We start from the raw sequence: 26776 nt of genomic DNA on the forward strand, positions 1-26776 counted from the left end.
CCCGTGCCCGTGATGGCGACAGTTATTGACGCCAGCCGCCCGGGTGCGCCTGGCTTCGCAAAAGGCGACCGATCCACTCTTTGGCACCGCCCTTTCGCAGGTAGCGCGCCGCGTGGCGCAGTCGGCGGCGCAGCAAGGGGCCGTGATCGCCGTAGATCGCGTCCATGCGATGGGGCGCGAACGCTGACCGGATGTTGGCCACCGGCGTTCTTAGCGGCGCCAGCATCGGCACGCGCCACTGCAGCCGGCAATGTTGAACGTAGCGGCGAACTGCCGGTGAGGCTGGTTCAGGTAATGTCCATGGTGCGCCCAGCCAGCGATGCGCCATCAAGGCGTAGGCATGCAGCGGTGCCCGCAGTCGGTGCTGCATCAGGCTGGTATCGATAAAAGGCCAATCAATAGCCGGTCCGTCGGAGCGGGCCAGCATGGTGAATTCATAGAGCTGGCGCAGTTCGAACAGGCCACGATAGTAGTTCGCCAGGAAGTGAATCTGTGCATGCAGTACGTTGTGCAGAACCCGATCGGTCGGTGATGGTACGAAGAACGGCGTATTCCGTACGTTGATTTCGACGGCACGACGCCAGACGTCGCGTGCCGGCAAGACGTGCGGCGTATCGAGTAACTCGAAATGGAGATCAACCGCACCGGGGTCGCCCGGTCGGGCGAAATCGCCATAGGCGTGATGACCGTCGGCGTAACGGGCGATGATGCCGTAGCCCAGTTCATCCAGCACGGCGAAGACCCGGTCGGCGGCCTGCCGCGGGACCAGAACATCAAGATCGCGAATCATGCGACCGCTTCGTTCCGGCTCGGGATCTTGAAACAATGTGGCACCGCCCTTGAGCAGCATGCCTTGGATATCGGCCAGCGCCAGGGCGCCCATGAGTTCCAGTGCCTGCTGCCGTAATCTGGCATTGCGGCTCGCATTGCTTTCATACAGCAGCGCGAGATAGTCGCGTACGTCGTCGGGGAGTTCGTCCAGGCGCCGGGCGCGGGCAAGGGCTGCGTGAAGCGTAGGGCCAACAAGATGGTCATTCGCCAGCGCCATCGCTTGCTGCCAGGTGGCATCGCTGACGCTGTTCAAGGGCGGACCATCCGGTCGCAGACCGTTGCAGACAATGTCCAGGGCGCGCAGCGATCGGATCATGAATCGATGCGGCGTAACCGCTCCACGGCCGAATCGAGGGAACCATAGCGCAGTTCAAAGCATGGAATTGCAGCGATCCACTGCACCAGCCGGGTTACCTTCGCGGCATCGAGACTGTCGAGCGGGCAGCATTCTCCCAACAGACGGGTCAGCGCTTCCGTACGCGTGAGTTCGATCAACTCGGCGGCGGCCTGGTGCGTGCGGTGTGGAAAGACAATCCACCCCACGGGCGCATGCGTCTCAGGCGCTATCCGCGCGGTGCCCGGTGCCGGTTGCAGGTAGCGGACTCGCTTGCCGTCGGGGCGATGGTGGATCGGTTGGCGAGAGAGCGTGGGGGATTGGGTGCGCAGCAGTCGCCAGGCGCCTGGTTTGAGGCAGATCGCAAAGGACAACGGGCGCGCGGCCAACGTGTCCTGTGCCAGGACGATGGTGTCGTCGCTGAGGAGACCGAAGCCGGCCATGACCAGGGCCGCAGTCAGCGTACTCTTGCCGCTGCCTGAAATGCCCGGCAGCAACAGGCAGCGGCCGCTGTGCTCAACGCCGGCGGCATGGAAGGCAAAGGCATCCTGGCTGTGCTGCAGGGCGCGGCGGACCAAGCCAATCTTCACCAAAGGCGCGATTTCGTTCCGGCGACATCGGGTGACCGTGCCGTCCGGTTCGTGCAAGGCGAACCCGTCGCTGTGCGGCGTGACATGCAGGACGAGCGCGTCCGCCGTCGAGGTCGTAATCAACGACTCGAGCAACGGCTTGAGATCGTGCATCGGCGCCGCAGGCGTAACCCGCAGTCTGAAGGTGGTATCGAGCAGCCGAAGATGGATCGTTTCGGCATCCAGCGAGACGTCGCACTCGGCAGGCTGACGCAACAAACCCAGTGTGCGCCAGCGGTCAAGAATGTCGTGCAGGTGTGTGCGGGCAGCAGCGGTTTCGAAACCGAATGTCCGTTCCAAACCGTGCGCGATTTGCGCGAAGTCGAATCCTTCTTCCAGACAACACCAGATGTAGGTTGCCGCCGTATTGAGACTGTAGAGCCGATGCGTGTTGGCGTTGAAGAGCACACCAGCTTCATCCAGGAGATGCAGCGTGATGCCGGGGGCGGGGCCTTCTCGTACGGGCGCAGGCGGACACGTGGGTGCCCTGGACCCGGTGGTCAGGCCGTGCGATGCCTGGGCGTCGGCCGTTACAGTCTCTGGCCTGATAACGGCGGGCATGGCAGTTGATCCATGGTCAGGCCGTAGCGCTCCATCGGTGATCGGCGCGCAGTGGCGAATCGTCCTTTACGAACAACAGGTCGAGTTGTGCCAGTGCCCGGTCGAGTGGGCGGCGACCGCCACCCAGGACGTCGTAGACGACGAAACCTTGCTGGTGAAGATAGGCGACCACCTCGGCGATCTCCGGCCCGTTCTTGATGGTGGCAATCACACTGGCTTCGATCAGGATCGCATCAACGTCGTGGATCCGCTCGCCCATGCCACGCAGCACGCTCATCTCGGCGCCCTGCACGTCGATCTTGCACAGGGCGGGCCGCTCGAAACCGTCGATCGCCTGATCGAAGCGCCGTACCGGCACGGTATAGCGGCGCGTCGGGCCCAGCGGGCCGATCTCTTCATAAAAGGTCGAACCGCCGATGTCGTTGGTGCGCACGCCGATTTCGAGCTCACCCTCCTTGTCGCCCAGCGCGACGTTGAGCACCTTGGCGTCCAGCCGCCGTGAGATGTTCTCCATGTACGGCAACGACTCGCGGGTCGGATCGATCAGATAGTAGCGGGCGTCGGGAAAAGCCGCGTAGAGCTCGGGCGTCCCGTGGGCGACGCCGATGTCGAACACCGTCCGCGGCTCAAATCCCTGAGCGCGCAGGTTGCGCAGGACGAACGGCCATGCGGGCACGACACCGATCATGCGATGCAGCACCAGCGTCGAATAACTCATTGCGCGTTTGACCACGGCCTTCGCTGGATTACGCACCATCATGCTCGCCATCATGTCTCACTGCCCCGCGATGGAAAAAAAGAGGCAGCCCCGCACGGTCAGGTGTGAGGCTGTCATCAGATGTAATGGACCAGGCACGGGTTGGTCAGCAGGCCGAAACGTCAAAACACGGAATGATCACTGCGCTGTGACGGGCAGGTTTGCCGCTCTCGATCACGGCAACGTGCGCTTGATTGCTTCGAATCGCGTGTCCGCCTGCTGTCATCAGGCGCATGCTCAATGTTGAGCACAGGGGAGGGTGACATGGACGAACGTGTAGCCAAGGCACTGATCGACGTCGCCGACGTGATCAAGAATGGCCAGCAGGCGGCCGCGGCGCAGGAATCTGCATGGTCAGGGTTGGAGCAATTGGCGGCTGCCATCGGCGTGTTGGCGACGCAATGCGCCGCGCTCGAGAAGCGCTTGCAGGCGGTTGAAAGCAAAGTCGCGCACTGAGTACGCGGCGTTGTCGCTGTAGACGGCGGCAGAATGCGTTTGCCCTGGGATTTGGCCAGCGCTGATCGCGCTATCGGCTGCCGCCCTTGTTGCGGTCGCGGGCGATCAGGTCGGCAATACCGTCGGAAGCGGCCAGGGCGACGATCGGCGCCAGCCGTTCCCAGTTCCCGTCGAGGCTGCCGGCCCGCACCGTATTGGCCTGCTCCAGATCGCCGATCTGTGTGCCGTCGCCGCGACGGATCACCCAGCGGATGACGACACGCTGCCGGCCTTCGACCGGCGGTGCCAGTTCGACAGTGCCTTGGATCTGAAACGCATCCGACTCGGCACGATCCACCAGCACCATCTGGCTTTCGCCGAGCGCGCGGCGCATGGCGGATGTCATCGCCTTGCTGGCTTCCGGCACGCCGGTGACTGCCAGCACGCGCACGCGCGGGGCGTTGCTCGCCGCCGTCAGGACGGGCGCCGGTGTCGTGGGAGGCGGTGACGGTGTTGTCGCTGGCGGCGCCGGTGGCGTGACGGACGGCGGCGGTGATGGGGCTCCGGGGTAGTCCGGTGGTGTCGTTGGCGTGGGCGGATTGCCGCTGGCCGGGCCCGGATCGGCGCTGCTGGCGGGCAGCGGCGGCAAGGTGGCCGGTCCCAGAGCATCGGGCAACGCGTCGATCGGCACGTTGGCGAGATCGCCGCGGCCGAGCTGGCGGCCGATCCGGAATGCGGCCTGCGTGGCGATGCGGGAAATCAGGCGATCGTCGGCCTCGAACCAGTCCCGCGGCCTGCCGATCAGCCGCTGGTCATTGCCGCCGATCCGCTTGCCGCCCTCGTCATGCACGGTCCAGGTGATGTCGATCTGGACATCCTCGCCGGCATCGCGCGTGGCGACCGTGGCGCTGATGCGCTTCAGGGCACGCGCCGGCGCCGGCGTGGCGACGATGCCGTAGTTGCGCAGCGCCAGGGCCAGCGAAGTCGCGATTTTGTTCGCCATTTCCGGGCGCGGCCCGACGGGTGGCGCGATGACGAACTCGGGTTCTTCGCTGACGGGATGGGCACCCGGCGGCACCGCCAATGCGGCGTCGATCTTGGCGTCGGGCTGGAACGGCTTCGGCGTGTCGGCGCACGCCGCCAGCGCCGCGATCAGGGCGCCGGCGGCCGCGGCGATGCGCGTCAGCTCAGGCCAGCGCACAGGTTGCCACCAGGCCGAGCAGGCAGAGAAAGCAGAAGATCACCAGATAGGGCATGCGTGTCACGCGACCAAGGCGATGGCCGACAGGCCACGACCGTAGTCGCGCACACCATTGAGCGTGTTGTGGCGGAAGCTGAAGAATTGTCGCTGGTCTGACAGCGTGTCGTGACCGCTGGCCTCGGCGCTGGCGACGCCCAGCAGCTGCAGACGCCGCAGCAGATAGCCGGGCAGGTCGAACATGTGGTGGCCGGCCCGTTGCGCTGGCGTGAAGAAGGCGGCGTTGGCCGGATCCTGCGCCGTGAAGGGCCCCGGGAATTCGGGACCGACCTCATAGGACTGCCGCGCGATGCACGGGCCGATCGCGGCATGGATGCGCTCGCGTCGGGCGCCCAGGCGCTCCATGGCCGCGACGGTCGCATCGACGATGCCGGCCAGGGCGCCGCGCCAGCCGGCATGCGCGGCACCGACGACGCGATGCTCGGTGTCGGCGAACAGGACCGGCGCGCAATCGGCCGAGAGCACGCCCAGCGCAATACCGGGCTTGTCGGTCACCAGGCCGTCGGCTTTGGGCGCGCCCGGTGAGCGCCACAGGCGCGTGCCGTCGACGGTCAGAACCTCGGTCGAGTGGATCTGGTGTACGGTCAGCAACCGTTCGGCCGCTAGTCCGAACTGTTGCGCGGCGCGGGCACGATTCTCGGCGACGTTGTCGGGTGAATCAGCCGAGCCGTAGCCGCAGTTCAGCGACGCGAACAGCCCGCTGCTGACGCCGCCCTCGCGCGTGAAGAAGGCGTGCTGGATATGGGGGATGCGGGCGAGAGTCGGCAGCGTGATCACGGCATGGGTCCGGAACTCGGGTCGCAGGTCATGCCGGCCACGGCAAAGCCGGGCGCCGGCGGCGTCAGCGGGTCGCGTACGGCAAGCACGCGAAACAAGGTGCCCATTCGATCGGGCGCGATCAAGCGGGCCATGGCGGAGTCGATGTCCGCCGCTTGCTGCGGCGTGGCGCGCGTGCGCAACGCTTGTGCGCGCTGCTCGATGCCCAGCGCGCGCAGGAAATCGCCCTGGCCCGTCGGGCCGTCGACGGCGGCGCCGGCCTGCGTGACGGCCCGCGCCAGGGCGGCGATGTCGACATGGGCGGTCAGGTCGCTGTCGCCGATGCGGTCAAAGATGCCGATCTTGGTGTGGCGGTACATGGCCTGCAGTGTGTCGCCATGACTGCTGTCGTCGTAGCCGTAGTCGACGATCAACGCCGCGCCGCGTTGTCGCATGATGCGCTCGGTGATGGCGTGCACCAGGGACAGCGCCGCAGGTGACACTTCGATGACGGCACCATCGGGTGGATCTGCAAGGACCGAGGCGTCGAGCAGGCGCGCCAGCGGCGACGGGCCGGGCGCCACGGCAAAGGCGAACGCTTCATCGTCCGCCAACCCGATCATGCGCTCGCACCAGCCGGGCGCCGCACGCACCAGCTGGCGGATCGGCAGGGCGTCAAAGAACTCGTTGGCGATCAGCAGCAAGGGCGCATCGTCGGGCACGTCCTCGAAGCGCGTGTGCGAGTGCGCCTGCCGGCCCGACGACGCCAGCGCCGCGTGCTGCAATGCCCGCAGGGTGTCGTCGATCTCGACCAGGTGCAGATCAAGGGCGGCATGGAAACCGGGCACCCCGCGCGTGGCGCGCAGCGCGTCGACCAGCAGCGTGCCGCGACCGGGTCCAAGCTCGACCAGCCGGATCCGCGCGGGCTGGCCGATCGCCATCCAGCGCTCGGCAAGCCAGGCGCCGACCAGCTCGCCGAACATCTGGCTGATCTCCGGCGCCGTCACGAAGTCGCCGGCGGCGCCGACCGCCGGTGCGCGGCGATAATAGCCGAGCGCCGGATGCGCCAGCGCCTCGAGCATAAAATCGGCAACGGTGATCGGTCCGGTGAGCGCTATGCGCCGTCGCAGCCGATCGGCGAGCGCGGTGCTCATGCCGTGGCGGCCACCGGTGGCCGGCGCAGCGCGCGCATCATCAGCCAGACTCCGAGCGCGATCAGCGGCAGCGACAGCAGCATGCCCATGGTGAGCCAGCCACCATACAGGTAGCCCAGCTGTGCATCGGGCTCGCGAAAGAACTCGCCGGTGATGCGGGCCACGCCGTAACCGGCCCAGAAGGCGCCGCACAGGAAACCGGGACGTCGGCGCAGGCCGAACACCTTCCACAGCACCACCAGCACGATGAAGAGCACCAAGCCTTCGAGGAAGGCTTGGTAGAGCTGGCTGGGATGGCGCGCCACCTGCTTCTCGTCGTGCGGGAACACCATTGCCCACGCGACATCGCTGGCGCGGCCCCACAGCTCGCCGTTGATGAAGTTGGCTATCCGGCCCAGCATCAACCCGATGGGTGTCGCCAGGCCCATGACGTCGGCGAAAGAGAAGAATTCGATCTTGTGCCGCCGCGCATACCACACGACGGCCAACGACACGCCCAGCAATCCGCCATGGAATGACATGCCGCCCTTCCAGATCGCGAGCAGCTGGTCGGGGTTCGCCAGGTAGAACCCGGGCTTGTAGAACAGGATGTAGCCCAGCCGGCCACCCAGGATGACCCCGAGCGCCGCATAGAACAGAAAGTCATCGATCTGTTCCGGCTTCATCACCACCGGCGGCTGCGCCACGACGCGCCGCGCCAGCCACCAGGCGAAGACCAGGCCGGCGACGTAGGCAAGCGCATACCAGCGGATCGCGAAGGGTCCGATTTCGTACAGGACCGGATCGATGGCGGGATAGGGGATGACCAGGGGACTCATGGGCAAGGGGTTTAACGAGCCGTTCGGCGGCTGTCATCAAACCGTGTGACGGCAAGGGTTTAGCCGGAGGAACACAAACGTCCCGCCGACCGTTGGCGCAGGCCAGTATGTCGCATCCTTTCTTGTAAATCAATCGAATGATTGATACGATCTGGCTGGCGATAGGCGAGGAATGCCGGGCATTGACGACAGGGAAAAGTGAACGACCTCCGGTTTCGGAACGCAGCCGCGGCGGTGTCGACGGCGAGGCGACCCGACAGCGGCTGGTGCAGGTGGCGCTCGACAGCTTCGGCCGGCAGGGCTTCGAGGCGACGTCGACCCGCGCCATCGCCCAGCAGGCAAAGGCCAACATTTCGGCGATCCTCTATCACTTCGGCGGCAAGCAGGGCCTGTACATGGCCGTCGCCGAGCACATCGCCGATTTCCTCGGCAGCCGTATCGCGCCGGTGCGTATGCAGATCGAGGCGGCGCTGGCCAGCGGCAGCGTCGATCCCGATGGTGCCATCCGCCTCGTGGAGGTAGCGATCGCGCGCGCGATCACCCTGCTGGCGGAGCCCGAGAGCGAGGCCATTGCCCGCTTCATCGTGCGCGAGCAGCAGGAGCCCAGTGACGCCTTCGCGGTGATCTACGACCGCATGATGGGCGTCATGCTGCCGCTGGTGCGCCGTCTGGTCGCCATCGCCACGCACGACGATCCCCAGCGCGAGGAGGTCGGCCTGCGGACCTTCGCCATCCTGGGCCAATTCCTGGTCTTCAGGGTCGCGCGCGCCGCGGTGCTGCGCCAGATGACGTGGCACGACGTCGGCCCGGCGCAGGTGCAGGCGGCCATCAAGATCATTCAGCATTCGGTGCGCGCCATGCTGCTGGCCGCCCGGGCGGAGAATGCCAGATGATGTCCTTCCTGTGCGGCTGGGCCTTCGTCGCGTCGCTGTTCTCGAGCTGCGGCGACGCCAACACACCGACGGTGACCGGCTATGTCGAGGGCGACTATGTCTTCGTCGCGCCGGTCGAGAGCGGTCGCATTGCGCGCGTCGCCGTGCGCCGCGGACAGCGTGTCGTCGCCGGCGAGGTGCTGGTCGAGCTGGTGACGGATGACGTCGTGAACGCCCGCGCCGAAGCCGCCGGCAGATTGCGCGAAGCCGAAGCCAAGCTCGAGAACCTGCTGGTCGGTAAGCGCAAGGAAGAGATCGCGGTGACCGAGGCGACGCTGGCCGCCGCGCGCGCCGACCTGGCCGAGGCCGAGGCCAACTACCGGCGCCAGATGGAACTGGTGGATCGCAAGGTCGTATCGGAAGCCGTCGCCGACCAGGCGCGCTCGCGGCGCAACCAGGCCAAGGCGCGAGTCGACCAGATCGAAGCCGAGATCGTGGTATCCGGGCTCGGCGCTCGGCCGCAGGAGATCGAGGCGGCGCGTCGTGCCGTCGAGGCGGCGCGCGCTGCGCTGAGCCAGACCGAATGGCGCCTGGGCGAGCGCACGCTGAAAGCGCCCTCCGATGGTGTCGTCGATGACGTCGTGCGCCATATGGGCGAGACGGCCGGACCGACGGCGCCGGTGATCTCGTTTCTGCCCGACGGCGCGCGCAAGATCCGTCTCTACGTGCCCGAGCGGCTGCTGGCGCAGGTGCAGATCGGTGGTCGTCTGCCGTTTCACTGCGACAGCTGTGCGGCCGGCCTGGACGCCCGTGTCACCTACATCGCCAATACGCCCGAATACACGCCGCCGGTGATCTATTCGGTCGAGACCCGGCAGAAGCTGGTGGTGCTGATCGAGGCGGCGCTGGACGGCGACGCGGCGCGGCTCGCACCCGGACAGATCGTCGATCTGCGCCTGCCGGCCGGGCGCAAGCCGTGAGCGTCATCGCCGTCGAGGGGCTGACCAAGCGCTTCGGTACGCGCACGGTCGTCGACAATGTGTCGCTGACGGTGGAGGACGGCGAGATCGTCGGCTTCCTCGGTCCCAACGGCTCGGGCAAGACCACGACCATCCGCATGCTGTGCGGCCTGCTGACGCCGGACGCCGGCAGCGGCACATGCCTGGGCTACGACGTGCGCCAGCAATCGTGGAAGATCAAGCAGGCGGTGGGCTACATGACCCAACGCTTCTCGTTCTACGAAGACCTGACGATCGCCGAGAATCTCGACTTCGTGGCACGCCTCTATGAACTGCGGCCGCGGCAGGAACACGTGCAACGCACGCTCGATGACCTCGGCCTGACGCATCGCAAGGATCAGCTGGCTGGTACGCTCTCGGGTGGTTGGAAGCAGCGGTTGGCGCTGGCCGCGTGCGTGATGCATCACCCACGGCTGTTGCTGCTCGACGAGCCCACCGCCGGCGTCGATCCCAAGGCGCGGCGCGAGTTCTGGGACCAGGTCCACACCCTGGCCGGCAAGGGCGTGACGGTGCTGGTGTCGACCCACTACATGGACGAGGCCGAGCGCTGCCACCGTATCGTCTACATCTCCGCCGGCAAGGTGATCGCGCGCGGCACGGTCGACGAAGTGGTCGCGAACTCGGGCCTGGTGACGTACGTCGTGCGCGGCGGTGATCTGCATGCGCTGCAGGCGAAGCTTGATGGGCTGGCCGGTATCGAACAGGTGGCGCCGTTCGGCACCACGCTGCATGTCGTCGGCGCCGACATCGACAAGCTGGAAGCCGCCATCGAACCCTATCGCCACGATCCGGCGCATACCTGGAGCCGAGGTGAAACCAGCCTGGAGGACGTCTTCATCCAGCTCATGGGCGGAAAGGACCGGCCGTGAGGATGAACGTCATATCCCCCTCCCCCCTTGCGGGGGAGGGTCGGGGAGGGGGGTACCTCAAACGAGGCGCCTCGTCTGTAGACCCCCCACCCGTCGGCGCTGTGCGCCGCCGACCTCCCCCACAAGGGGGGAGGTGAAGATGACCGGCATCTCGCTGGCGCGCATCGGCGCCGTGCTGGTGAAAGAGCTGATCCAGATGAAGCGCGATCGGCTCACCTTCGCCATGATGCTGGGCGTGCCGCTGATGCAGCTCTTCCTGTTCGGCTTCGCCATCAACACCGATCCCAAGAACCTGCCGACGGCGCTGGCGGTGGCGGACCAGAGCCGGTTTGCGCGCACCTTGACCACGGCGCTGCAGAATTCCGGTTACTTCGGCATCACGCATGTCGTGGACAGCCGCGCCGAGGTCGAGCGCCTGATCGCCACCGGCGCGGTGTCGTTCGCGATCACGATCCCCGACGGCTTCGGCCGCACCCTGCTGCGTGGCCAGCGGCCGCAGCTTCTGATCGAGGCCGATGCCACTGACCCTGCGGCGGCATCCAATGCGGTGTCGGCCGCCGTCCAGATCGGCGAGAGCGCTCTGGCGCGCGACCTGATCGGTCCGCTGGCGGTGCTCAATGCCGGGCCGGCCTCGTTCGAGACGGTGGTGCACCGCCGCTACAATCCCGAAGGCATCACCCAGTACAACATCGTGCCCGGCCTGCTGGGTGTGATCCTGACCCTGACCCTGGTGATGATGACCGCGGTGGCGCTCACCCGCGAACTGGAACGCGGGACCATGGAGAACCTGCTGGCCATGCCGGTGAAGCCGGCCGAGGTGATGCTGGGCAAGATCGCGCCTTACATCGGTGTCGGTTTCGTGCAGGTGGTGATCGTGCTGTCGATGGCCTGGCTGGTGTTCGGCGTGCCGATGGCGGGTTCGCTGTCGCTGCTGCTGGCGGTGATCCTGCTGTTCATCGCCGCGCTCACCATGCTGGGCTACACGTTCTCGACCGTCGCCCGCACCCAGATGCAGGCGATGCAGATGTCGGTGTTCTTCTTCCTGCCGTCGCTCATGCTGTCGGGCTTCATGTTCCCGTTCCGCGGCATGCCGGGCTGGGCCCAGGCCCTGGGCGAGATCATCCCGCTCACCTACTTCCTGCGCGTGGTGCGCGGCATCATGCTCAAGGGCACGGGCTGGAGCGATATCGCGCAGGATGTCTGGCCGCTGGGTGTCTTCCTGGTGCTGGTTGCGTTCATTGCCCTGAAGCGATACCGCACGACACTCGATGCTGCCTAGCGCCGCACGATCCCCATGGACGGCGTGCGGTTGGCGCCCCATATAGCGTCTGTTGACGAGCCCGGAGTGCCCGCCATGCAGACTCGAAACCCGATCCTCGACGACCTCGCCAAGGTCGCCACCGGTGCTGCCAGTGCCTTCAGTGGACTGCGCGACGAAATCGAGTCGCGCGTGCGCGATCAGATGGCCAAGCTGCTCGACGGCATGAACCTGCCCAACCGCGAGGAATTCGAGGTGGTCAAGGCCATGGCCGCCAAGGCGCGCGAGGAGAACGAGGAACTGCGTGCCCGCATCGCCGAACTGGAGGCCAAGCTGGCGCAGCGGTGAGATTGTCATTCCGAGCGAAGCGAGGAATCTCCTGCGACCAGGAACGCCGTTGCCAGGAGATCCCTCGCTAGGCTCGGGATGACGGTGGACGCTACGCCGGCTGAGCGGCAAGCGCGGCATCAGCCTCCCGTCGTTCGGGGATGACCAGCACCAGAGCCGCCGCGATGGCGGCGAGCGCGATCGACGCGATCCAGACCCAGGCATATTGCGCGAAGAGGTCATACAGCCAGCCGGCCAGGAAAGCGCCGGCGGCGCCGCCCAGCGCATGTCCGGCCGCGATCAGGCCCATGGCCAGACCCATGCGGTTCAGTCCCAGGTGGCTGGCGGCGAGGCCGGCCGTTGCCGGGATGGTGGAATAGTCCACGACACCGAAGACGACCGCGAACACGAACAGTAGTTCGATGTCCTGGGTGACGAACAGCAGCAGCACGAAGCTCAGCGCGCGCCCGGCATAGATTGCGGCCAGCAGCGCCGGTCGGTTGACGCGATCGCACAGGTAGCCGGCGCCGATCATGCCCAGCAGGTTGACCGCCGACAGCACGCCATAGGCGGCGGCGCTGGGCAGCGGCGGGAACCCGCAGGCCGCGGCGTACGGCAGCAGATGCGTCTCGATCACGCCGGAGGTCGTGAAGCCGCAGATGGTGAAGCTCCAGAACAGCGCCTGGAACACACGATGACGCAGCAGGAAACCCAGCCGTTGGCGCAGCGGCGCCGACGGCGCTGACCGGGCGGCGGTGACGGTTTCCCCGCTCCGCCGCCGCAGCACGATCAGGGTCGTGACCGCGATGGCGGCGCAGCCGATGGCAATGGCGACAAAGCCGCCGCGCCAGCTGCCCTGCTCCATGATCAATGCCAGCAGGGGCACCACGAGCAGCTGGCCCGCTGTCGCCCCCGCGGTGGCGATGCCGATCGCCAGGCCACGGCCGCGGTCGAAGAGTTGCGCCACCGCCGTCGCCACCGTGTGCGTGGCAACCATGCCGAAGCCCAGTGCCGCTACGCCGGCGAAGCCGGCGAGGAACATCCACCGCGACTCCATGCCGGCGACCACCAGCAGACCGATCGCGGTCAGCGCCATGCCGGCGGCCAGCAGCGAGCGCGGGCCGTGCCGGTCGATGAATCCGCCGGCCAAGGGGGCGACACCGGCCATGACCGTGAGGGTGATGGCGCCGCCGAGCGAGACGAAAGAGCGCGGCCAGCCGAACGCGTCCTCCCACACCGGCATCACCAGGCCCAGGGCGGAGCGCGCCGAGAACGACAGGCTCAGCGCCAGGAAGCCGATCGCGACCACGATCCAGCCGGCCGACGCCAGGGTTGGCGTTCCGCGAGGGGTAGACATTATGGCCAACTCCGTTTAGCCGAACTGTTGCCTTCTCTCCCGGGTTAGTGCCGCTTTGAGCGGCAGACAAACCAGTTCCATCTCTCTTTGCGTTTAATTAAATTAAACTATGCGTGGATCACTGCCGCCGCTCGCGGCGTTGCGCGCCTTCGAGGCGGCGGCGCGCCACATGAGCTTCTCCCAGGGTGCCGCCGAACTGCGCGTCACGACCGGTGCCGTGAGCCTTCAGATCAAGGCGTTGGAGCGGGCGCTCGGTGTGTCGCTTTTCGAGCGGCGTCCGCGCACCATCACGCTGACACCGCAGGGCGCGCGCTACTTTCGGGCCGCCCGCTCGGCATTCCGCCTGCTCGAGGACGCGACGCGGGAGGTCGCGTGCGGCAGCCGGCCTGTCACGTTGACGGTGAGCTGCACCACGGGCTTTGCCGTGCAATGGCTGGTGCCGCGCCTGCCGCGCTTCCATGCCCTGTGGTCGCAGGTCGATGTGCGGATCAGCGCCAGCCAGCGCCTGGTCGACTTCGCGCAGGACGGCGTCGATTTTGCCGTCCGTCACGGACTGGGCCGCTACCCGGGCCTGAAGAGCGAACGGGTGCTGGACGATGAGCTGGTGCCCGTCTGCAGTCCGCAGTACCTCGACGCCCAGGCGCCTCTGTCCATACCCGACGATCTCGCCCGATACACGCTGCTGCATGACGAGTATCGCGACGACTGGCGGCTGTGGCTGGAGGCCGTGGGAGCGACGGCGGTTGATGTACGGTCAGGACCAGTGTTCACCGACAGCAATGGCGCCATCCAGGCGGCGCTGCTGGGCAAGGGTGTGGCGCTGGTACGGGAGTCGTTTGCCCAGGCTGAACTGGTCGAGGGGCGGTTGGTGAAGCCGTTCGCCCAGCGGTTGAAGGTCGATTTCGCTTATCACCTCGTCTACCCCGGCTGGAGCCTGACCCGGCCGGAAGCGCGCGCTTTTCGCGACTGGATCCGGCGGGAGGCGGCGGGCGAGGACTCGTAGACCGTATTTTGTCCCCATCAGAAAACGACAGAATCCACAGCCTAGATTCTTGCGCCCTGAATCCCAGCATGGCAGGCTGGCGCTATATCGAGTGGCGCCGACTTGGTTGTCCACAAGATACGGGGAATTCAAACCATCCTGATGGGCCCTTCTCCGATCCTCGAACCGCCGGATACGGCGGGTGAGGGTCGCCATCGGGATTCCGGGGAGATCGGCTGCATGGCGTTGTCGCAGCGGGAGCGTACCCGACCCAGGCCGGTCAATCCGCTGGATCTGATCGAGCGGGTCGTGCAAGCCAACGACTGGCCGTTCGACCGCACCAGCGAGCGCGAGATCGCGGCCGAGGTCGCCGGGCGGTGGTGCGACTATCGGCTGTTCTTCGCCTGGCGCGATGACGTGCACGCGCTGCATTTTACCTGCGCCTTCGACGTCCGGGTGCCGCCCGAGCGGCATCGTGATGTCTACGGCTTGCTGGCGCTGATGAACGAGAAGCTCTGGCTGGGACACTTCGACCTGTGGTCGGAGGAGAACCTGCCGATGTTCCGCCATTCCATCCCGCTGCGCGGGACGGCGGGACTGTCTGCCGAACAGCTCGAAGATCTTGTCGATGTCGCGATCGGCGAGTGCGAGCGCTTCTATCCGGCCTTCCAGTACGTGGTCTGGGCCGGCAAGACCCCGGGTGAGGCGCTGGCCGCCTCCATCCTGCAAACCGTGGGAGAAGCCTAGGGGTCAACCAGGATCCGACGCCCCCTCACGTCGGTGCGTAGTACGCGTAGCAGAGCATGGTGCGCGTAGTACGAAGTATAAGAAAGAAACGTCAGGTCCCCGACTCCGCGCCGGCTCCCTCTCCGGCGCGGTTTCGTTTTTTGATCAGCCGCGCACCGCCTTGGTGTCGACCGGCGGCTTGAGCGACACCCGGCAGGGGAAACGGTCGCAGGCGATCTCGACCTCCCAGCGCCCGTCGGCCAGCCAGGCCGCGTCGACGCCGGCGTCGTGGTGCACGTAGCCCAGGCCGACGCTGCGGCCGACCGTATGGCCGAACATGCCGGATGACGTGATGCCCACACGCTGGCCGTCGCGCCACAGCGGCTCGTCATGCAGCAGGATCGGTGCCGGGTCATCGACGGTGATGGAGACGAGACGGCGCGCCAGGCGTTGGCCGCGCTGTTTCAGCACCGCTTCGCGGCCGATGAAGTCCTTGTCGAAGGCAATGGCGAAGCCGAGGCCGGCTTCGAGCGGTGTCGTCTCGTCGGTGATGTCGTGGCCGAAATGACGGTAGCCGCACTCCAGCCGCAGCGAGTTCAGGGCATGATAGCCGGCGAGCTTCAGCTCGACCGCTTCGCCGGCCTCCAGCAGCGTGTCGAACACCTGGGCGGCGAACTCGGTGGGGACGTACAGCTCCCAGCCCAGGGTACCGACATAGGTGACGCGCGATGCGCGAACGCGGGCATGGGCGAGATCGATCTCGCGTGATGTCATGAACGGGAAGGCTTCGGCGCCGAAATCCTCAGGTGACACGCTGGACAGCAGCCGGCGCGCCTGTGGTCCCATGACACCCAGAACGGCGTAGCCCGATGTCACGTCCGTGACGGTGCAATGCGCGTCGCCCGGCATGTGCCGCCTCAGCCATGCGAGATCGCGCGTCTGGCAGATCGCCGACGTGACGACCAGGAAGGCCGCCTCGTCCAGCCGTGTCACCGTGACATCGGCTTCGATGCCGCCGCGCGGGTTGAGCCATTGCGTGTAGACCACCTTGCCCGGCGCCACCGCGACATCATTGGCGCAGATGCGGTTCAACACCGCTTCGGCGTCGCGGCCCTGGACCAGGAACTTGCCGAACGAGGTCTGGTCGAACAGCGCCACGGCCTCGCGCGCGGCGCGGTGCTCGCTGCCCGAGGCGTCGTGCCAGTTCTGCCGTCCGTAGCTGTATTCATATTCGGCAACCGCGTCGGGGGCCGAGAACCAGTTGGCGCGCTCCCAGCCGGCCGTTTCGCCGAAGCAGGCTCCCAGCACCGCCAGCCGGTCGTACAGCGGCGAGCGGCGCACGCCGCGCGCCGTCTCGACCTGGCGGTACGGCCAGTGCATGGCGTAGAGCAGGCCCAGCGTTTCCTCGGTGCGTTCACGCAGGTAAGCGCGGTTGGCCTGGAACGGCAGGACACGGCGGATGTCGACGTCCCACAGATCCATCGGCGGGTGACCGTCGACGATCCACTGTGCCAGTACCATGCCGGCGCCACCGGATGACTGGATGCCGATGGAATTGAAGCCGCAGGCGACAAAGAAGTTGCGCAGCTCAGGCGCTTCGCCCAGCAGGTAGCGGTCGTCGGGCGTGAAGCTTTCGGGTCCGTTGAAGAACGTGCGAATGCCAGCCTCGCCGAAGCGCGGTACCCGGGTCGCGGCCAGCTCGAGCTGCGGCTGGATGTGGTCCATGTCGACCGGCAGGGTGCCGAAGGCGAAATCGTCGGGCGCGGCGCGCTCGTCCCACGGCCGCGCCACCGGCTCGAACCAGCCGACCAGCAATTTGCCGGCATCCTCCTTGAAATAATTGGCGTTGTCGGGATCGCGCAGCACCGGCGTGTCGGGCGACAGGCCGGCGATGGGCTCGGTGACGACATAGAAATGCTCCGCCGCATGCAGCGGCACGGCGACGCCGGCCATGCGGCCGACGGCGTGGCCCCACAGGCCGGCGCAGTTGACGACGAACTCGGCGGCGACGTCGCCCGCCGTCGTGCGTACGCCGGCGACGGCGCCGTTGCGGGTGGTAATGCCGGTTACGCGTACGCCTTCGATGATGCGCGCGCCGCCGTTGCGGGCACCGCGCGCCAACGCCATCGCCGTGTCGACCGGATTGGTCTGGCCGTCCTTGGGGATGAACAGGCCGCCGACAAGGTCATCAGCGTTGAGCAGCGGCCACGCCTGCCTGGCCTCGGCCGGAGTCAGCAGGTGGGCGTCCAGCCCGAAATGGCGTGCCATCGAGGCACCGCGCTTCAGCTCGATCCAGCGGCCTTCCGTGGCCGCCACGGCGAGCGAGCCGCGCTGCCGGAAGCCGGTGGCGACCTCGGTCTCCGCTTCCAGGCGCGCAAAAAGCTCGGCGGTGTACTTGGCCAGCCGGGTGAGGTTGTGCGTCGCGCGCAGCTGGCCGACCAGGCCGGCGGCGTGCCACGTCGTGCCACTGGTGAGCTTGTGCCGCTCCAGCACCAGCACGTCGCGCCAGCCCAGCTTCGTAAGGTGATAGGCCAGGCTCAGCCCGGCGATGCCACCGCCCACGATCACAACGCGGGCCTGTGTCGGCAGGATGGTATCGCTCACCGTTCGTTTCCCAGCTCAGGAGAGTTCAAAAGCCGTGGTGTTTCGACCGCCGACGACCGTGCCGAGCACCTTCAGCTCAAGCAGGCGATCGGGGTCGCACTGCTTGGGGTCAGCGCTCAAGATCGTAAAGTCGGCAAACTTGCCGATTTCAATACTGCCGATCCTGTCGTCCATTCTGAGTTGATAGGCGGCGTCGATGGTGAGGGCGCGAAGGGCTTCATCGATGCCGACGACCTGCTCCTGTCCGATAACGGCGCCCTTCAATGTGCGTCGTGTGGTGGCAACACTGAGGCAGACGAGAGCATCGGGCCAGGTCATCGGCGAGTCGCAATGGTATGACGTGCGCATACCTTTCCGGGTCGCCGAGCCCGAGGGAACGAACCGGGCCGCCGCTTCCTCTCCCAGCAAGTGGTCCCGCAACGCTTCGCCCCAGAAGTAGATGTAGGGGAGGAAGAAGCTGCAGACCACGCCGAGGTCGATGGCCCTGTCGATCTGGTCTTCGCGCATGAGGCCACAATGCTCGATACGAAGCGGGCCGTTCACGGCCGTCTGTTCCCGCAGGACACGTTCGTAAGCATCGAGGACCATGTCGATCGTTCGATCGCCGTGTGCGTGCACGGACATCTGCCAGCCTTCGCTGACATACTTGGCGACGAGCTCGTACAGTTTTTCTTCGGACAGGTTGGCGTGCCCCGTGCTGTCCGGCGGAAGTCCCATTCCCTTGAGTGTCATCTCGTTGTTGAGATACGGCTTGCTCGTCCAGACATTGCCGAGCAGAACCGATCCATCGGCATGGAGTTTGGTGCCGATGACGCGATAGTCGTCGTCGCCGAAATTGAGCGGTACGGATACCTCTCCGCCTAAGTGCTTCGCTTCATATCCCACGATGCGCAACGGATTGGGACGCGACTTGATTGCCGCGTACAGCGTTTGAGAGGCACCCGGCTGGACCATGATCTCGGAGGTCGTGGTGTAGCCGGCGGCGACGAACTTGCCGATCCACTCCTCGAAGGAATTCTTCACCTTCTCCGGGCTGCGCAAACTATAAAAGCGTTCGCCGATCTCCCAAGCGGCGGTCTCGGAGAATTTCCACGGAAGCCCATCGGCGCCGTCTGCAACTCTTCCTCCCAGCGGTGCCTTGTACGTTCGGTCGATACCGAGTGCGGCGAGCGCCTGCGTGTTGATATAGACGCCATGAAAGTTGGCGGTCTGGATTGCGACGGGATTGTTCGGCGCGAGGTCGTCGAGGCTCTCGCGGGACGGCTCTTTCATTCCCGTATGGAGCTGTGGATCCAGCCCCATGAACCAGAGAAATTCCCCAGCGTCGGCCTTGGTTGCGCGCCGTCTGATCTTCTCCAAGACGGCTTGGTAGGTGGGAACGTGGACAGCGCGTACGTCAACGACGGGATCGCCCCAGGCCACGGCACTCATGAAAGGATGACTGTGGGCTTCGACGAAACCCGGCAAAAGCGTCCTGCCCTGCAGGTTTGTCCGTTCAGCATCCGCGGCGAGTGCCCGGCTGACCTCATCCAGCGAGCCGAGAGCTTCGATACGCCCATCCCTGATGCCCACGGCGTCGACGTGGGGGCGCTTGGGATCCATGGTCCGGATCGTGCCGCCGAAAAAAATCCGATCCATCGTCTACCTCATCTCGATGGCGGTGGATCAGGACACCGCGAGCACGTCTGTCGGCCGTTCGCCGTCGCTCTGCCCGAAAGGCACAAACCCTGGACAATGCGCCAGTGCAGTGTGCATCGCCGCACGATCAACATCGCCGGCGCGCGCGATAAAAACCAACTCGCTCAACGCGGGCGGTTGCCGCTGATCGCAGGCGAGATCGGCACGCTTGCCCACGCGCTGATAGACGGCGCGCTCGGCTGAACCGTTTCTCGGCGAACGTATCCGCAGCAGGCCTTTTGCTCGGAGGATGCCGACGGGCAGCGCCGCGTCGAGGGCCTGAAAATCCTGAAGTTCAATCGTCGTCTCTGACACATACGACCAGGTGTCAAAAACGTCATCGTGACGATGGTCGGTCGGATGGCGCACGCTGCTGCGGCGGGCTCCTGCGCGCGGGCCGAGCAACACGGTCGCTGGAAGGGACGCATTGGCAACGCGCAGTAGCCTCATGTGAGGCTGTGCACCAAGCAAGACCCGCTCAACGTCGGTTGCTGCTGTATCCGAAGCCATGTCCATCTTGTTCAGAAGAACGAGGTCGGACATGGCAGCCTGGTCGATGGCCAATTCGGTCGATGGGTAGTCCAAATCCATGAAACCGACGGTATCGACGACGCAAAACACACCATCGACATGGGCGCATGCAGCCACGCGGGGCGAGTCGAAAGCAGACAGGAAACCGGCAGGGTGCGAAACGCCACTGCATTCGACGACAAGGCGGCTCAAGGCGTCCCCTGATTCGCACATGCGGACGATGGCTGCTGCAAAGTCATCCTGGATCGAGCAACAAATGCACCCATTGCTCAGTGCAATCTTCGACTCCGTCCGCGCGTCGATCAGATCGCTATCGATGTTCAGGGCACCAAAATCGTTGACCAGAATCCCCAAACGCTCGCCAGAAGGGCTGTTGATCAGGCGGTTGATCAGCGTGGTCTTGCCCGCGCCAAGAAAACCGCAGATGAGCGATGTGGGAAGGCTCGCTGGCACGTTTTCATCCCGGAATTTTCTATTTGTGTAATTTTCTGTAATTTCTTCACAAACAAATGTACTGTCAAGGCACTTTTCGCCAATGAAGTCTTTTCTGGGCGGTAGCGCGGGTATCGTGATACTGCCCATGAGGACTGCGAACCAGGAATGTGCCGCTGCATGCCCGTACGTGCGCTGCGAAACGCCAAAGAGTGGTCAGTCAACGCTGCAGGCGAGAACGCCCCTGACCCGGAGGAGGCCATCGGCGGCCAGATCCGTGAACTGAGGAAACTCAAGCGCCTGACGTTGAACGAGGTCGCGAGCCGGGCCGGGATCTCGGTGAGCTATCTCAGTCAGATCGAACGAAATCGATCCAGGCTCCCCATCGGAGTCCTGAAGAGATTGAGCGACGTATTCGGCGTGCACATGAACTGGTTCTTCCAGGCCAATGCGACCAGCACGCCCGAGGAGCGGGACATCATCGTGCGCAAGGGCAATCGTCGCCAGCTGACGTTCACGGGTCTTGGCATCGTCGAGGAACTTTTGTCGCCGAACCTCAGTGGCCCGCTGGAGTTGCTGCTCAGCACGATCGCGCCTGGCGCCGACAGTGGTGACTACAGTCACGACGGGGCGGAGGCAGGCATCGTGATCTCGGGGACGCTTGATCTGGTCGTGGGTGGCCGTTCCTTCCGGTTGGAGGAAGGCGACAGTTTCGCCTTCGACAGCACCAGTGTTCATCGCTGCAGTAATCCCGGAGAGCTGGCGACCAAAGTGGTCTGGGTCATCACCCCACCGCACTATTGAGGCGTTGCGCCAGGTGAGCGACGTGCTGCGGCGCCCCTGAGTCGCCGCATGCTTCAGCTTGATCCGCCGACCCTCCATGGCCGCGACAGCCAAGCTGCACCCTTCGATCAAGCCCGAACCATCGGTCGTCGTCGTCCGCGCTCGTGCGGTCCATATCCAGGGTCGCGACGTCGTACCGACACGATGGAGATATTATGCCGAGGTCAACCCATCCTCTCGATCCGCGGGAAGAACAGTTCCGGATCGCGAGCCCTCTGGATGGCTTGCAACTGTTCCTGCGCTTCCTGCCGACTGCGCGAGCGCGGGCCGATGCACCGAAGGTCGTGCTCTATGTGCACGGTGCGACTTTTCCGTCGGCGCTCTCCATCGCGCATCGCTTTGACGGACACGCCTGGCGTGATGATCTGAACGATGCCGGCTTCGATGTCTGGGGCTTCGATTTCCTCGGTTTCGGCAATTCGGATCGATACCCGGAGATGGACGATCCGGCGGACCAGCATGCCGCCGTGGGCGACGCCGAGGCCGCGAGCCGCCAGATCGAGCAAGCCGTGCGCTTCATCTGCGATCGCCAGCGGGTGGCGCGCGTCAGCATTATCGCGCATTCCTGGGGCACGATCGCGGCGGGCCGGTTTGCCACGCAGTGCCCCGAACTGGTCGATCGCCTGGTCTTCTTCGGGCCGGTCACCTGGCGGCCACACCAGGCTGATCCGCCGCGCGCCCCTGCCTGGCGCCTCGTATCGATCGAGGATCAATGGAAACGCTTCGTCGAGGATGTCCCTGGGGGCGAGCCGGCCGTGCTGTCCCGGCGTCACTTCGATGCGTGGGCGCCGCTCTATCTCGACAGCGATCCACATGGCCGCGATCGCACACCGCCCAATGTAAAGATTCCCGGCGGTCCGTCGCAGGATATAGCCAATGCCTGGGCCGGCCATCTTGCCTATGATCCGGCGTTGATCCAGGCGCCGCTGGCGATCATTCGCGGCGAATGGGACAGTCTGGTGACGGATGCCGATGCGCGGTGGTTGTTCGACGCCCTGACGGCGTCGCCGGTGCGGCGCGATATCAAGATCGCGCGGGCCACCCATCTGATGCATCTGGAGGAAAACCGTGTCGCGCTCTATCGCGAAGCGGAGACCTTTCTACGCGGTGACGACCGGCCACGGACGGCCGCTTGATACGATGGAGGCACCCATGTTCGCCGTCATCTTTGAGGTTCAGCCCCATAAGGAACGTTGGGACGACTATCTCGATCTCGCCAAGCTCCTGAAGCCGGAGCTCGAGAAAATCGACGGCTTCATCGACAACGAGCGCTTCGCCAGCCGGCGTACCGAAGGCCGGCTGGTGTCGCTGTCGACCTGGCGTGACGAGAAGGCGGTCGTCCGCTGGCGCACGCTGGCCATCCATCACGGCGTGCAGGAGAAAGGCCGCTTCGAGGTGTTCGCGGATTATCATCTGCGCGTCGGCGAGATCACCGCCGACGACCGGGTCCCGCAGGGCCATCAGCTCGTGCAGCAGCGTCTGGATGAAACCGAGGTCGGTGCGGCCAAGGTCATCACGCTGAGCGAGCTGTCGCCGCCGACGGACGGGAGCCTCGGTGATGCTGATCAGGCGGTCCAACTGGGCCTGCCGACGCAGGGCGTCGTCGATCGCGAGGTGTTCGAGAGCATCTATACGCCTGGCAAGATCCTGCTGCTGGTGTCGTGGGCGAATGCCGCGGCGGCCAGCCGATGGACTCCACGCGTGCCGCCGGGCGGTACGCTGCGCCATCGCCATGTCAGGGTGATCCGCGACTATGGGATGTTCGACCGCCGCGAGGCGCCGCAATACTACCCCGACGCACCACGCCATCAGGACTGATACCGTCGCGGCGGCGTTTTCTGGCAGCTTTGCAGGCACCGATACCGTTTGCACCGGCTGCCGACCTTGGCCACACTGAACGGCGGTTCACACCAGGGATGGGGCAGGCATGCGCGTGGGCGTCGAAGTGGGCGGAACCTTCACCGATCTGGTCGCGGTCAGCGGCGGTCGCGTCGTCGTCACCAAAGTGCCCAGCACGCCCCGCAGTCCCGACATCGGCGCGCTCGACGCGTTGCGGGCCTCCGGCCTCGACCTCAAAAGTATCGCCGACCTCGGCCATGGCTCGACCGTGGCCACCAACGCCGTGCTGGAGCGCAAGGGCGCCAAGGTGGCGTTCATCACCACGGCGGGCTTTCGCGACCTGCTGTTCCTGCAACGCCACGACCGGCGCAACATCTACGACCTCGCCTACCAGAAGCCGTCGCCGCCGCTCTATCGGCGCGATTGCTTCGAGGTGGCCGAGCGCACGCTGGCCGACGGCACGGCAGCGACGGCGCTGGACGATGCGGCCGTCCGCGCGCAGCTGGTGCCGGCGCTGAAGGCCGGCGGCTATCGCGCGGTCGCCGTCTGCCTGCTCAATGCCTATGCCAACCCGGCGCATGAGCTGCGTGTCGCCGAGCTGATCCGCGCCGAACTGCCCGACGTGCTGGTGACCTGCTCGCACGAGGTCGTGCGCGAGTTTCGCGAATACGAACGCGCCTCGACCACCCTGCTGTCGGCCTACGTGCAGCCGGTGATCGACGGCTACCTCGATCGCTTCGCCCGCACCCTGGCCGGGGACGGCTTCGTCGGCCGCTTCACGGTGATGCAGTCCAATGGCGGGCGCCTGCCGGCGGATGCCATGCGCAAGAGCGCGATCACGGCGCTGTACTCCGGGCCGGCTGCCGGCGTGGTGGGCGCCACGCGCCAGGTCGAGCGCTCGGGCTTTCGCAACCTCGTCACCTTCGACATGGGCGGCACCAGCACCGACGTGTGCCTGGTCGAGAACGGCCGGCCATCGCTTGCGTCGGAGACCGAGATCGACGGCCTGCCGATCCGCACGCCGGTGCTCGACATCGTGTCGGTGGGCGCCGGCGGTGGCAGCATCGCCTGGATCGATGACGGCGGCATGCTGCGGGTCGGCCCGCAGAGCGCCGGCGCCGAGCCCGGACCGGCCTGCTACGGCAAGGGCGGCCGCGAGGCGACCACCACCGACGCCCATGTCGTGATCGGCACCATCCGGCCGGGCTCGTTCCTGGGTGGGCGCATGATGCTCGACGCCACGGCGGCGCACGGCGTGTTCCAGCCCATCGCCACCAAGTACGACATGAGCATCGAGCAGGCGGCGTCGAGTGTACTGCGTCTGGCCGACGCCAACATCGTGCGCGCCATCCAGCTCGTGTCGACCGAGCGTGGGCGTGATCCGCGCGATTTCGTGCTGGTGCCGTTCGGCGGCGCGGGGCCTTTGCATGCTGCCAAGGTGGCCGAGGATCTCGGCATCACCACCATCGTGGTGCCGCCCAACCCCGGCGTGATCTCGGCCTACGGCCTGGTGGCGTCCGACTACACCAAGTACGACACCATCACCCGCAAGATGCGCCTGGACGAGGCGGCGGCCGAGGATGTCAGCGACCGCTTCTGCGAGATGCGCATCCGGCTCGCGGCCCAGTTCCGCGACATGGGGCTGGCGGGCGATCTCACCTACACGCATACCCTGGAGATGCGGTTCGTCGGCCAGGCGTTCGAGGTGCCGGTCGAGATCGAGCCGGCGCGCATCAAATCGTTGGACGCTGCCTACCTCGCGGAGCGCTTCGCCGATGCGCATCATCGCGTCTTCATGCACGGCGCCGGGCTCGACCGGCCGGTCGAGATCGTGGCGCTGCGCGTCGGCGCCACCCTGCCGATCGAATCGCTGCCGACCCTGGAGCGCGAGCGCCAGCCCGATCGCGCGCCGGAGACGGCACGCATTTTCGAGGGCGAGCGCTGGGTCGACTGCCGGCGCTACGCCGCCGAGGCGATGACCGCCGGCCAGGCGATCGCCGGACCCGCCGTCGTCGAAGGCTACACCGCCACCACGTACGTTCCATCCGGCTGGTCGGCCACGATCGATGCCGCGGACAACATGGTGGTGACGAAGTCATGATCCCCCGCAACGAACACACTGTCATCCCGAGCGCAGCGAGGGATCTTCGGCGAACGGCGCACTGTGCGCCTGCGTCAGAAGATCCCTCGCTGCGCTCGGGATGACGGTTTGAACGGAGTGCGTCTATGTCCATGAACCCGATCGACTATGCCGTGATCAGCCAGGCGCTGGTGGCGGGCGCGCGCGAGATGGGCGTGAAGCTGATCCGCTCGGCCTACTCGACCATCCTGCGCGAGGCGCGCGACGGCTCGGCCGGCCTGATGGACCGCCACGGCAACACCGTGGCGCAGGCCGAGCTGATCCCCATGCAGCTGGGCCCGATCGGCGAGACCCTGCGTGCCTGCCTCAAGCGTTATCCCGTCGAGACGCTGCAGGAAGGCGATTTCCTGATCAACAACGATCCCTTCGAGGGCGGTCAGCACATCCCCGACGTCTTCATCTTCACGCCGATCTTCGTCGACGGCCAGGTCGTGGGCTTCGGCGCCAGCGTGGCGCACCACCTCGATCTCGGTGGCGGCGCGCCGGGGCTCAACATCCATGCCAGCGACGTCTATCAGGAGGGCCTGCGCATCCCGCCCTCGAAGTACAATTTCGATCGCGACTGGAGCGGCGGCGCTTTCGAGCGCCTGGTGACCGCCAATGTGCGCGTGCCCGACCTCACGATCGGCGACTTCAACGCCCAGTTCGCCGCCAACCACATCGGCGCGGCACGCGTGAAGCAGCTCTGCGCGCGCTACGGCGCCGCCGTCGTGATGGACGTGATGCGCGAGATGCAGGACTACAGCGAGCGTCGCGTGCGTGCCGCCATCGCCCAGGCCCCCAAGGGCGTCTACTACGGCGAGGACGCCGTCGACGATGATGGGCTCAGCGACACGCCGCTGGTGATCAAGACCAAGGTCACCATCGCCGACGATGGTGTCGAGGTCGATTTCGAGGGCACCTGTGCCCAGGTCAAGCGCAACCTCAACTGCCCGTATTCGTCGACCCTGAGCGCCGTGCTGTCGTGCGTGAAGTCGGTGCTGACCAGCCCCGACATTCCCTACAACGAAGGCATGGCGCGGCCGATCAAGGTCAAGGTGCCGTACGGCAGCCTGATGAACCCCAGGCCGCCGGCGCCGGTGCGCGCCCGCATGGTGCCGGCCTTCCGCGCCTTCAACGCCGTCATGAAGGCGCTGGCCCAGGCCATGCCGGAGCGCGTGATCGCCTGCGGCTTCGACACCACGACGGCGCTCTGCCTGTCGCGGCTGAGCGAGGCGGGCTACTCGGTCTATCTCGAGATCTTCGGCGGCGGCTACGGCGGCTCGAAATCGGCCGACGGCTGCGATGCGGTCGACGGGCCGCTCAGCAACTGCTCCAACGCGCCCGTCGAGTCGCTGGATCTCGACTACGACTGGTTCCGCGTCGCCGGTTACACCCTGGAGCCGGACTCCTTCGGCATGGGCGCCCAGCGTGGCGGCGCTGGCCTGCGCCGCCGCTATGAGATCCTGCGCGATGACGTGCAGCTCGCGATCTACTCCGACCGCTTCCGCCTGGCGCCTGAAGGCCTGTTCGGCGGCGAGCCTGCCAAGACCGGCGGCTGCGTGGTGGTGCGCACCGACGGCAGCACGCAGTCGCTGCGCTCCAAAGCCGCCGTCGACCTGCACAAGGGCGACGTGGTGGAGATGTCGGTCGGCGGTGGTGCCGGCTACGGCCACCCCAGCCACCGCAGCGACGCCCTGATCGACCGCGACCTGCAGGACGGCATTCTCACCCGCGATCCGCGGCTCGGACGACGGCTCGCGGCGGAGTAGCGTGCGCCGCGCGTCG

General features: G+C 66.2%; 24 protein-coding genes. 13 read left to right on the plus strand and 11 right to left on the minus strand.

Features of this window, described 5'->3' with window-relative positions; genetic code table 11:
* Positions 1 to 22 precede the first annotated feature (22 nt).
* Genes FQU96_RS28980 through FQU96_RS28990 form a run of 3 tightly spaced genes read right to left on the minus strand, consistent with a single transcriptional unit; the run spans position 23 to position 3073 of the window.
* Positions 23 to 1147, minus strand: a complete 1125-nt coding sequence (locus FQU96_RS28980; protein ID WP_146544861.1) for a nucleotidyltransferase family protein — start codon at positions 1145 to 1147, stop codon at positions 23 to 25.
* Complete coding sequence (locus tag FQU96_RS28985; RefSeq protein ID WP_146544862.1) at positions 1144 to 2355, minus strand: PqqD family peptide modification chaperone; 1212 nt, start codon at positions 2353 to 2355, stop codon at positions 1144 to 1146. Before FQU96_RS28985 ends, FQU96_RS28980 begins: the two co-directional genes overlap by 4 nt.
* Before the next feature lie 16 nt (positions 2356 to 2371).
* The gene (locus FQU96_RS28990; protein ID WP_178130761.1) at positions 2372 to 3073 is read right to left on the minus strand and encodes an FkbM family methyltransferase; all 702 of its coding nucleotides are present in this window, start codon (positions 3071 to 3073) and stop codon (positions 2372 to 2374) included.
* 303 nt (positions 3074 to 3376) lie between these two features.
* On the opposite strand from FQU96_RS28990, the gene FQU96_RS28995 reads away from it, so the two are divergent.
* Entirely contained in the window at positions 3377 to 3568 is a 192-nt protein-coding gene (locus FQU96_RS28995) for a hypothetical protein (protein ID WP_146544864.1), read from the plus strand.
* 70 nt (positions 3569 to 3638) lie between these two features.
* On the opposite strand, the gene FQU96_RS42290 is transcribed toward FQU96_RS28995, so the two are convergent.
* The 4 genes from FQU96_RS42290 to lgt are packed head-to-tail and all read right to left on the minus strand — an operon-like array spanning position 3639 to position 7533.
* Positions 3639 to 4748: a hypothetical protein gene (locus tag FQU96_RS42290; RefSeq protein WP_178130762.1), complete on the minus strand. Its 1110-nt coding sequence runs from the start codon at positions 4746 to 4748 to the stop codon at positions 3639 to 3641.
* A 60-nt stretch (positions 4749 to 4808) separates the two neighbouring features.
* On the minus strand, positions 4809 to 5582 hold the full coding sequence (gene pgeF / locus FQU96_RS29020) for a peptidoglycan editing factor PgeF (RefSeq protein ID WP_146544869.1): 774 nt from the start codon (positions 5580 to 5582) through the stop codon (positions 4809 to 4811).
* Positions 5579 to 6715 carry a class I SAM-dependent methyltransferase gene (locus FQU96_RS29025; protein WP_146544870.1) on the minus strand — a complete coding sequence of 379 codons (1137 nt, stop codon included), beginning with the start codon at positions 6713 to 6715 and terminating at the stop codon, positions 5579 to 5581. The genes pgeF and FQU96_RS29025 overlap by 4 nt, the downstream gene beginning before the upstream one ends.
* Positions 6712 to 7533 (minus strand): prolipoprotein diacylglyceryl transferase, encoded by an 822-nt coding sequence (lgt, locus tag FQU96_RS29030; RefSeq protein ID WP_146544871.1) that lies wholly within the window; start codon positions 7531 to 7533, stop codon positions 6712 to 6714. Before lgt ends, FQU96_RS29025 begins: the two co-directional genes overlap by 4 nt.
* A gap of 137 nt (positions 7534 to 7670) precedes the next feature.
* Here lgt and FQU96_RS29035 point away from each other — a divergent pair, with 137 nt between their 5' ends.
* From FQU96_RS29035 to FQU96_RS29055, 5 genes are all read left to right on the plus strand, one after another.
* Positions 7671 to 8426: a CerR family C-terminal domain-containing protein gene (locus FQU96_RS29035; RefSeq protein ID WP_146544872.1), complete on the plus strand. Its 756-nt coding sequence runs from the start codon at positions 7671 to 7673 to the stop codon at positions 8424 to 8426.
* Positions 8423 to 9385 (plus strand): HlyD family secretion protein, encoded by a 963-nt coding sequence (locus FQU96_RS29040; protein WP_146544873.1) that lies wholly within the window; start codon positions 8423 to 8425, stop codon positions 9383 to 9385. The genes FQU96_RS29035 and FQU96_RS29040 overlap by 4 nt, the downstream gene beginning before the upstream one ends.
* Entirely contained in the window at positions 9382 to 10293 is a 912-nt protein-coding gene (locus FQU96_RS29045; protein ID WP_146544874.1) for an ABC transporter ATP-binding protein, read from the plus strand. The genes FQU96_RS29040 and FQU96_RS29045 overlap by 4 nt, the downstream gene beginning before the upstream one ends.
* A gap of 133 nt (positions 10294 to 10426) precedes the next feature.
* Entirely contained in the window at positions 10427 to 11572 is a 1146-nt protein-coding gene (locus FQU96_RS29050) for an ABC transporter permease (RefSeq protein ID WP_370461396.1), read from the plus strand.
* A gap of 75 nt (positions 11573 to 11647) precedes the next feature.
* Positions 11648 to 11899, plus strand: coding sequence for an accessory factor UbiK family protein (locus FQU96_RS29055; protein WP_146544876.1), 252 nt, complete (start codon positions 11648 to 11650; stop codon positions 11897 to 11899).
* A 91-nt stretch (positions 11900 to 11990) separates the two neighbouring features.
* On the opposite strand, the gene FQU96_RS29060 is transcribed toward FQU96_RS29055, so the two are convergent.
* Entirely contained in the window at positions 11991 to 13235 is a 1245-nt protein-coding gene (locus FQU96_RS29060; protein ID WP_146544877.1) for an MFS transporter, read from the minus strand.
* 109 nt (positions 13236 to 13344) lie between these two features.
* Between FQU96_RS29060 and gcvA the strand changes: the two genes are divergently transcribed.
* Together gcvA and FQU96_RS29070 are read left to right on the plus strand one after the other, a co-directional pair.
* Entirely contained in the window at positions 13345 to 14238 is an 894-nt protein-coding gene (gcvA, locus tag FQU96_RS29065; RefSeq protein ID WP_146544878.1) for a transcriptional regulator GcvA, read from the plus strand.
* Positions 14239 to 14457: 219 nt separating this feature from the next.
* Positions 14458 to 14964, plus strand: a complete 507-nt coding sequence (locus tag FQU96_RS29070; RefSeq protein ID WP_146544879.1) for a YbjN domain-containing protein — start codon at positions 14458 to 14460, stop codon at positions 14962 to 14964.
* A 144-nt stretch (positions 14965 to 15108) separates the two neighbouring features.
* On the opposite strand, the gene FQU96_RS29075 is transcribed toward FQU96_RS29070, so the two are convergent.
* The 3 genes from FQU96_RS29075 to FQU96_RS29085 are packed head-to-tail and all read right to left on the minus strand — an operon-like array spanning position 15109 to position 20337.
* On the minus strand, positions 15109 to 17547 hold the full coding sequence (locus FQU96_RS29075; protein ID WP_146544880.1) for an FAD-dependent oxidoreductase: 2439 nt from the start codon (positions 17545 to 17547) through the stop codon (positions 15109 to 15111).
* A gap of 15 nt (positions 17548 to 17562) precedes the next feature.
* On the minus strand, positions 17563 to 19185 hold the full coding sequence (locus tag FQU96_RS29080; protein WP_146544881.1) for an amidohydrolase: 1623 nt from the start codon (positions 19183 to 19185) through the stop codon (positions 17563 to 17565).
* Between the two features lie 27 nt (positions 19186 to 19212).
* Positions 19213 to 20337 (minus strand): GTP-binding protein, encoded by a 1125-nt coding sequence (locus tag FQU96_RS29085; protein ID WP_146544882.1) that lies wholly within the window; start codon positions 20335 to 20337, stop codon positions 19213 to 19215.
* Between the two features lie 30 nt (positions 20338 to 20367).
* On the opposite strand from FQU96_RS29085, the gene FQU96_RS29090 reads away from it, so the two are divergent.
* From FQU96_RS29090 to FQU96_RS29110, 5 genes are all read left to right on the plus strand, one after another.
* Complete coding sequence (locus FQU96_RS29090; RefSeq protein WP_146544883.1) at positions 20368 to 20991, plus strand: helix-turn-helix domain-containing protein; 624 nt, start codon at positions 20368 to 20370, stop codon at positions 20989 to 20991.
* A 194-nt stretch (positions 20992 to 21185) separates the two neighbouring features.
* Positions 21186 to 22166, plus strand: a complete 981-nt coding sequence (locus FQU96_RS29095; protein ID WP_146544884.1) for an alpha/beta hydrolase — start codon at positions 21186 to 21188, stop codon at positions 22164 to 22166.
* Between the two features lie 16 nt (positions 22167 to 22182).
* Positions 22183 to 22848, plus strand: coding sequence for an antibiotic biosynthesis monooxygenase (locus FQU96_RS29100; RefSeq protein WP_146544885.1), 666 nt, complete (start codon positions 22183 to 22185; stop codon positions 22846 to 22848).
* 109 nt (positions 22849 to 22957) lie between these two features.
* Positions 22958 to 24970 (plus strand): hydantoinase/oxoprolinase family protein, encoded by a 2013-nt coding sequence (locus tag FQU96_RS29105; RefSeq protein WP_146544886.1) that lies wholly within the window; start codon positions 22958 to 22960, stop codon positions 24968 to 24970.
* Between the two features lie 125 nt (positions 24971 to 25095).
* Positions 25096 to 26760, plus strand: a complete 1665-nt coding sequence (locus FQU96_RS29110) for a hydantoinase B/oxoprolinase family protein (protein ID WP_146544887.1) — start codon at positions 25096 to 25098, stop codon at positions 26758 to 26760.
* The last annotated feature ends 16 nt before the right edge of the window (positions 26761 to 26776 follow it).

Origin of the sequence: Reyranella sp. CPCC 100927 (assembly GCF_007859315.1) — a bacterium.
Lineage (GTDB): Bacteria > Pseudomonadota > Alphaproteobacteria > Reyranellales > Reyranellaceae > Vineibacter.

Bases quoted from the DNA above. Each gene is read 5' to 3' on its own strand.
- FQU96_RS29070 (WP_146544879.1), top strand. From the start codon at position 14,458: ATGGCGTTGTCGCAGCGGGAGCGTACCCGACCCAGGCCGGTCAATCCG.
- FQU96_RS29080 (WP_146544881.1), bottom strand. From the start codon at position 19,185: ATGGATCGGATTTTTTTCGGCGGCACGATCCGGACCATGGATCCCAAG.
- FQU96_RS28980 (WP_146544861.1), bottom strand. From the start codon at position 1,147: ATGATCCGATCGCTGCGCGCCCTGGACATTGTCTGCAACGGTCTGCGA.
- FQU96_RS29060 (WP_146544877.1), bottom strand. From the start codon at position 13,235: ATGTCTACCCCTCGCGGAACGCCAACCCTGGCGTCGGCCGGCTGGATC.
- FQU96_RS29040 (WP_146544873.1), top strand. From the start codon at position 8,423: ATGATGTCCTTCCTGTGCGGCTGGGCCTTCGTCGCGTCGCTGTTCTCG.
- FQU96_RS28995 (WP_146544864.1), top strand. From the start codon at position 3,377: ATGGACGAACGTGTAGCCAAGGCACTGATCGACGTCGCCGACGTGATC.
- gcvA (WP_146544878.1), top strand. From the start codon at position 13,345: ATGCGTGGATCACTGCCGCCGCTCGCGGCGTTGCGCGCCTTCGAGGCG.
- FQU96_RS29035 (WP_146544872.1), top strand. From the start codon at position 7,671: ATGATTGATACGATCTGGCTGGCGATAGGCGAGGAATGCCGGGCATTG.
- FQU96_RS29090 (WP_146544883.1), top strand. From the start codon at position 20,368: ATGCCCGTACGTGCGCTGCGAAACGCCAAAGAGTGGTCAGTCAACGCT.
- FQU96_RS29025 (WP_146544870.1), bottom strand. From the start codon at position 6,715: ATGAGCACCGCGCTCGCCGATCGGCTGCGACGGCGCATAGCGCTCACC.
- FQU96_RS29085 (WP_146544882.1), bottom strand. From the start codon at position 20,337: ATGGGCAGTATCACGATACCCGCGCTACCGCCCAGAAAAGACTTCATT.
- FQU96_RS28985 (WP_146544862.1), bottom strand. From the start codon at position 2,355: ATGCCCGCCGTTATCAGGCCAGAGACTGTAACGGCCGACGCCCAGGCA.
- FQU96_RS29055 (WP_146544876.1), top strand. From the start codon at position 11,648: ATGCAGACTCGAAACCCGATCCTCGACGACCTCGCCAAGGTCGCCACC.
- FQU96_RS28990 (WP_178130761.1), bottom strand. From the start codon at position 3,073: ATGAGTTATTCGACGCTGGTGCTGCATCGCATGATCGGTGTCGTGCCC.
- lgt (WP_146544871.1), bottom strand. From the start codon at position 7,533: ATGAGTCCCCTGGTCATCCCCTATCCCGCCATCGATCCGGTCCTGTAC.
- FQU96_RS29105 (WP_146544886.1), top strand. From the start codon at position 22,958: ATGCGCGTGGGCGTCGAAGTGGGCGGAACCTTCACCGATCTGGTCGCG.
- FQU96_RS29110 (WP_146544887.1), top strand. From the start codon at position 25,096: ATGTCCATGAACCCGATCGACTATGCCGTGATCAGCCAGGCGCTGGTG.
- FQU96_RS29100 (WP_146544885.1), top strand. From the start codon at position 22,183: ATGTTCGCCGTCATCTTTGAGGTTCAGCCCCATAAGGAACGTTGGGAC.
- FQU96_RS29095 (WP_146544884.1), top strand. From the start codon at position 21,186: ATGCCGAGGTCAACCCATCCTCTCGATCCGCGGGAAGAACAGTTCCGG.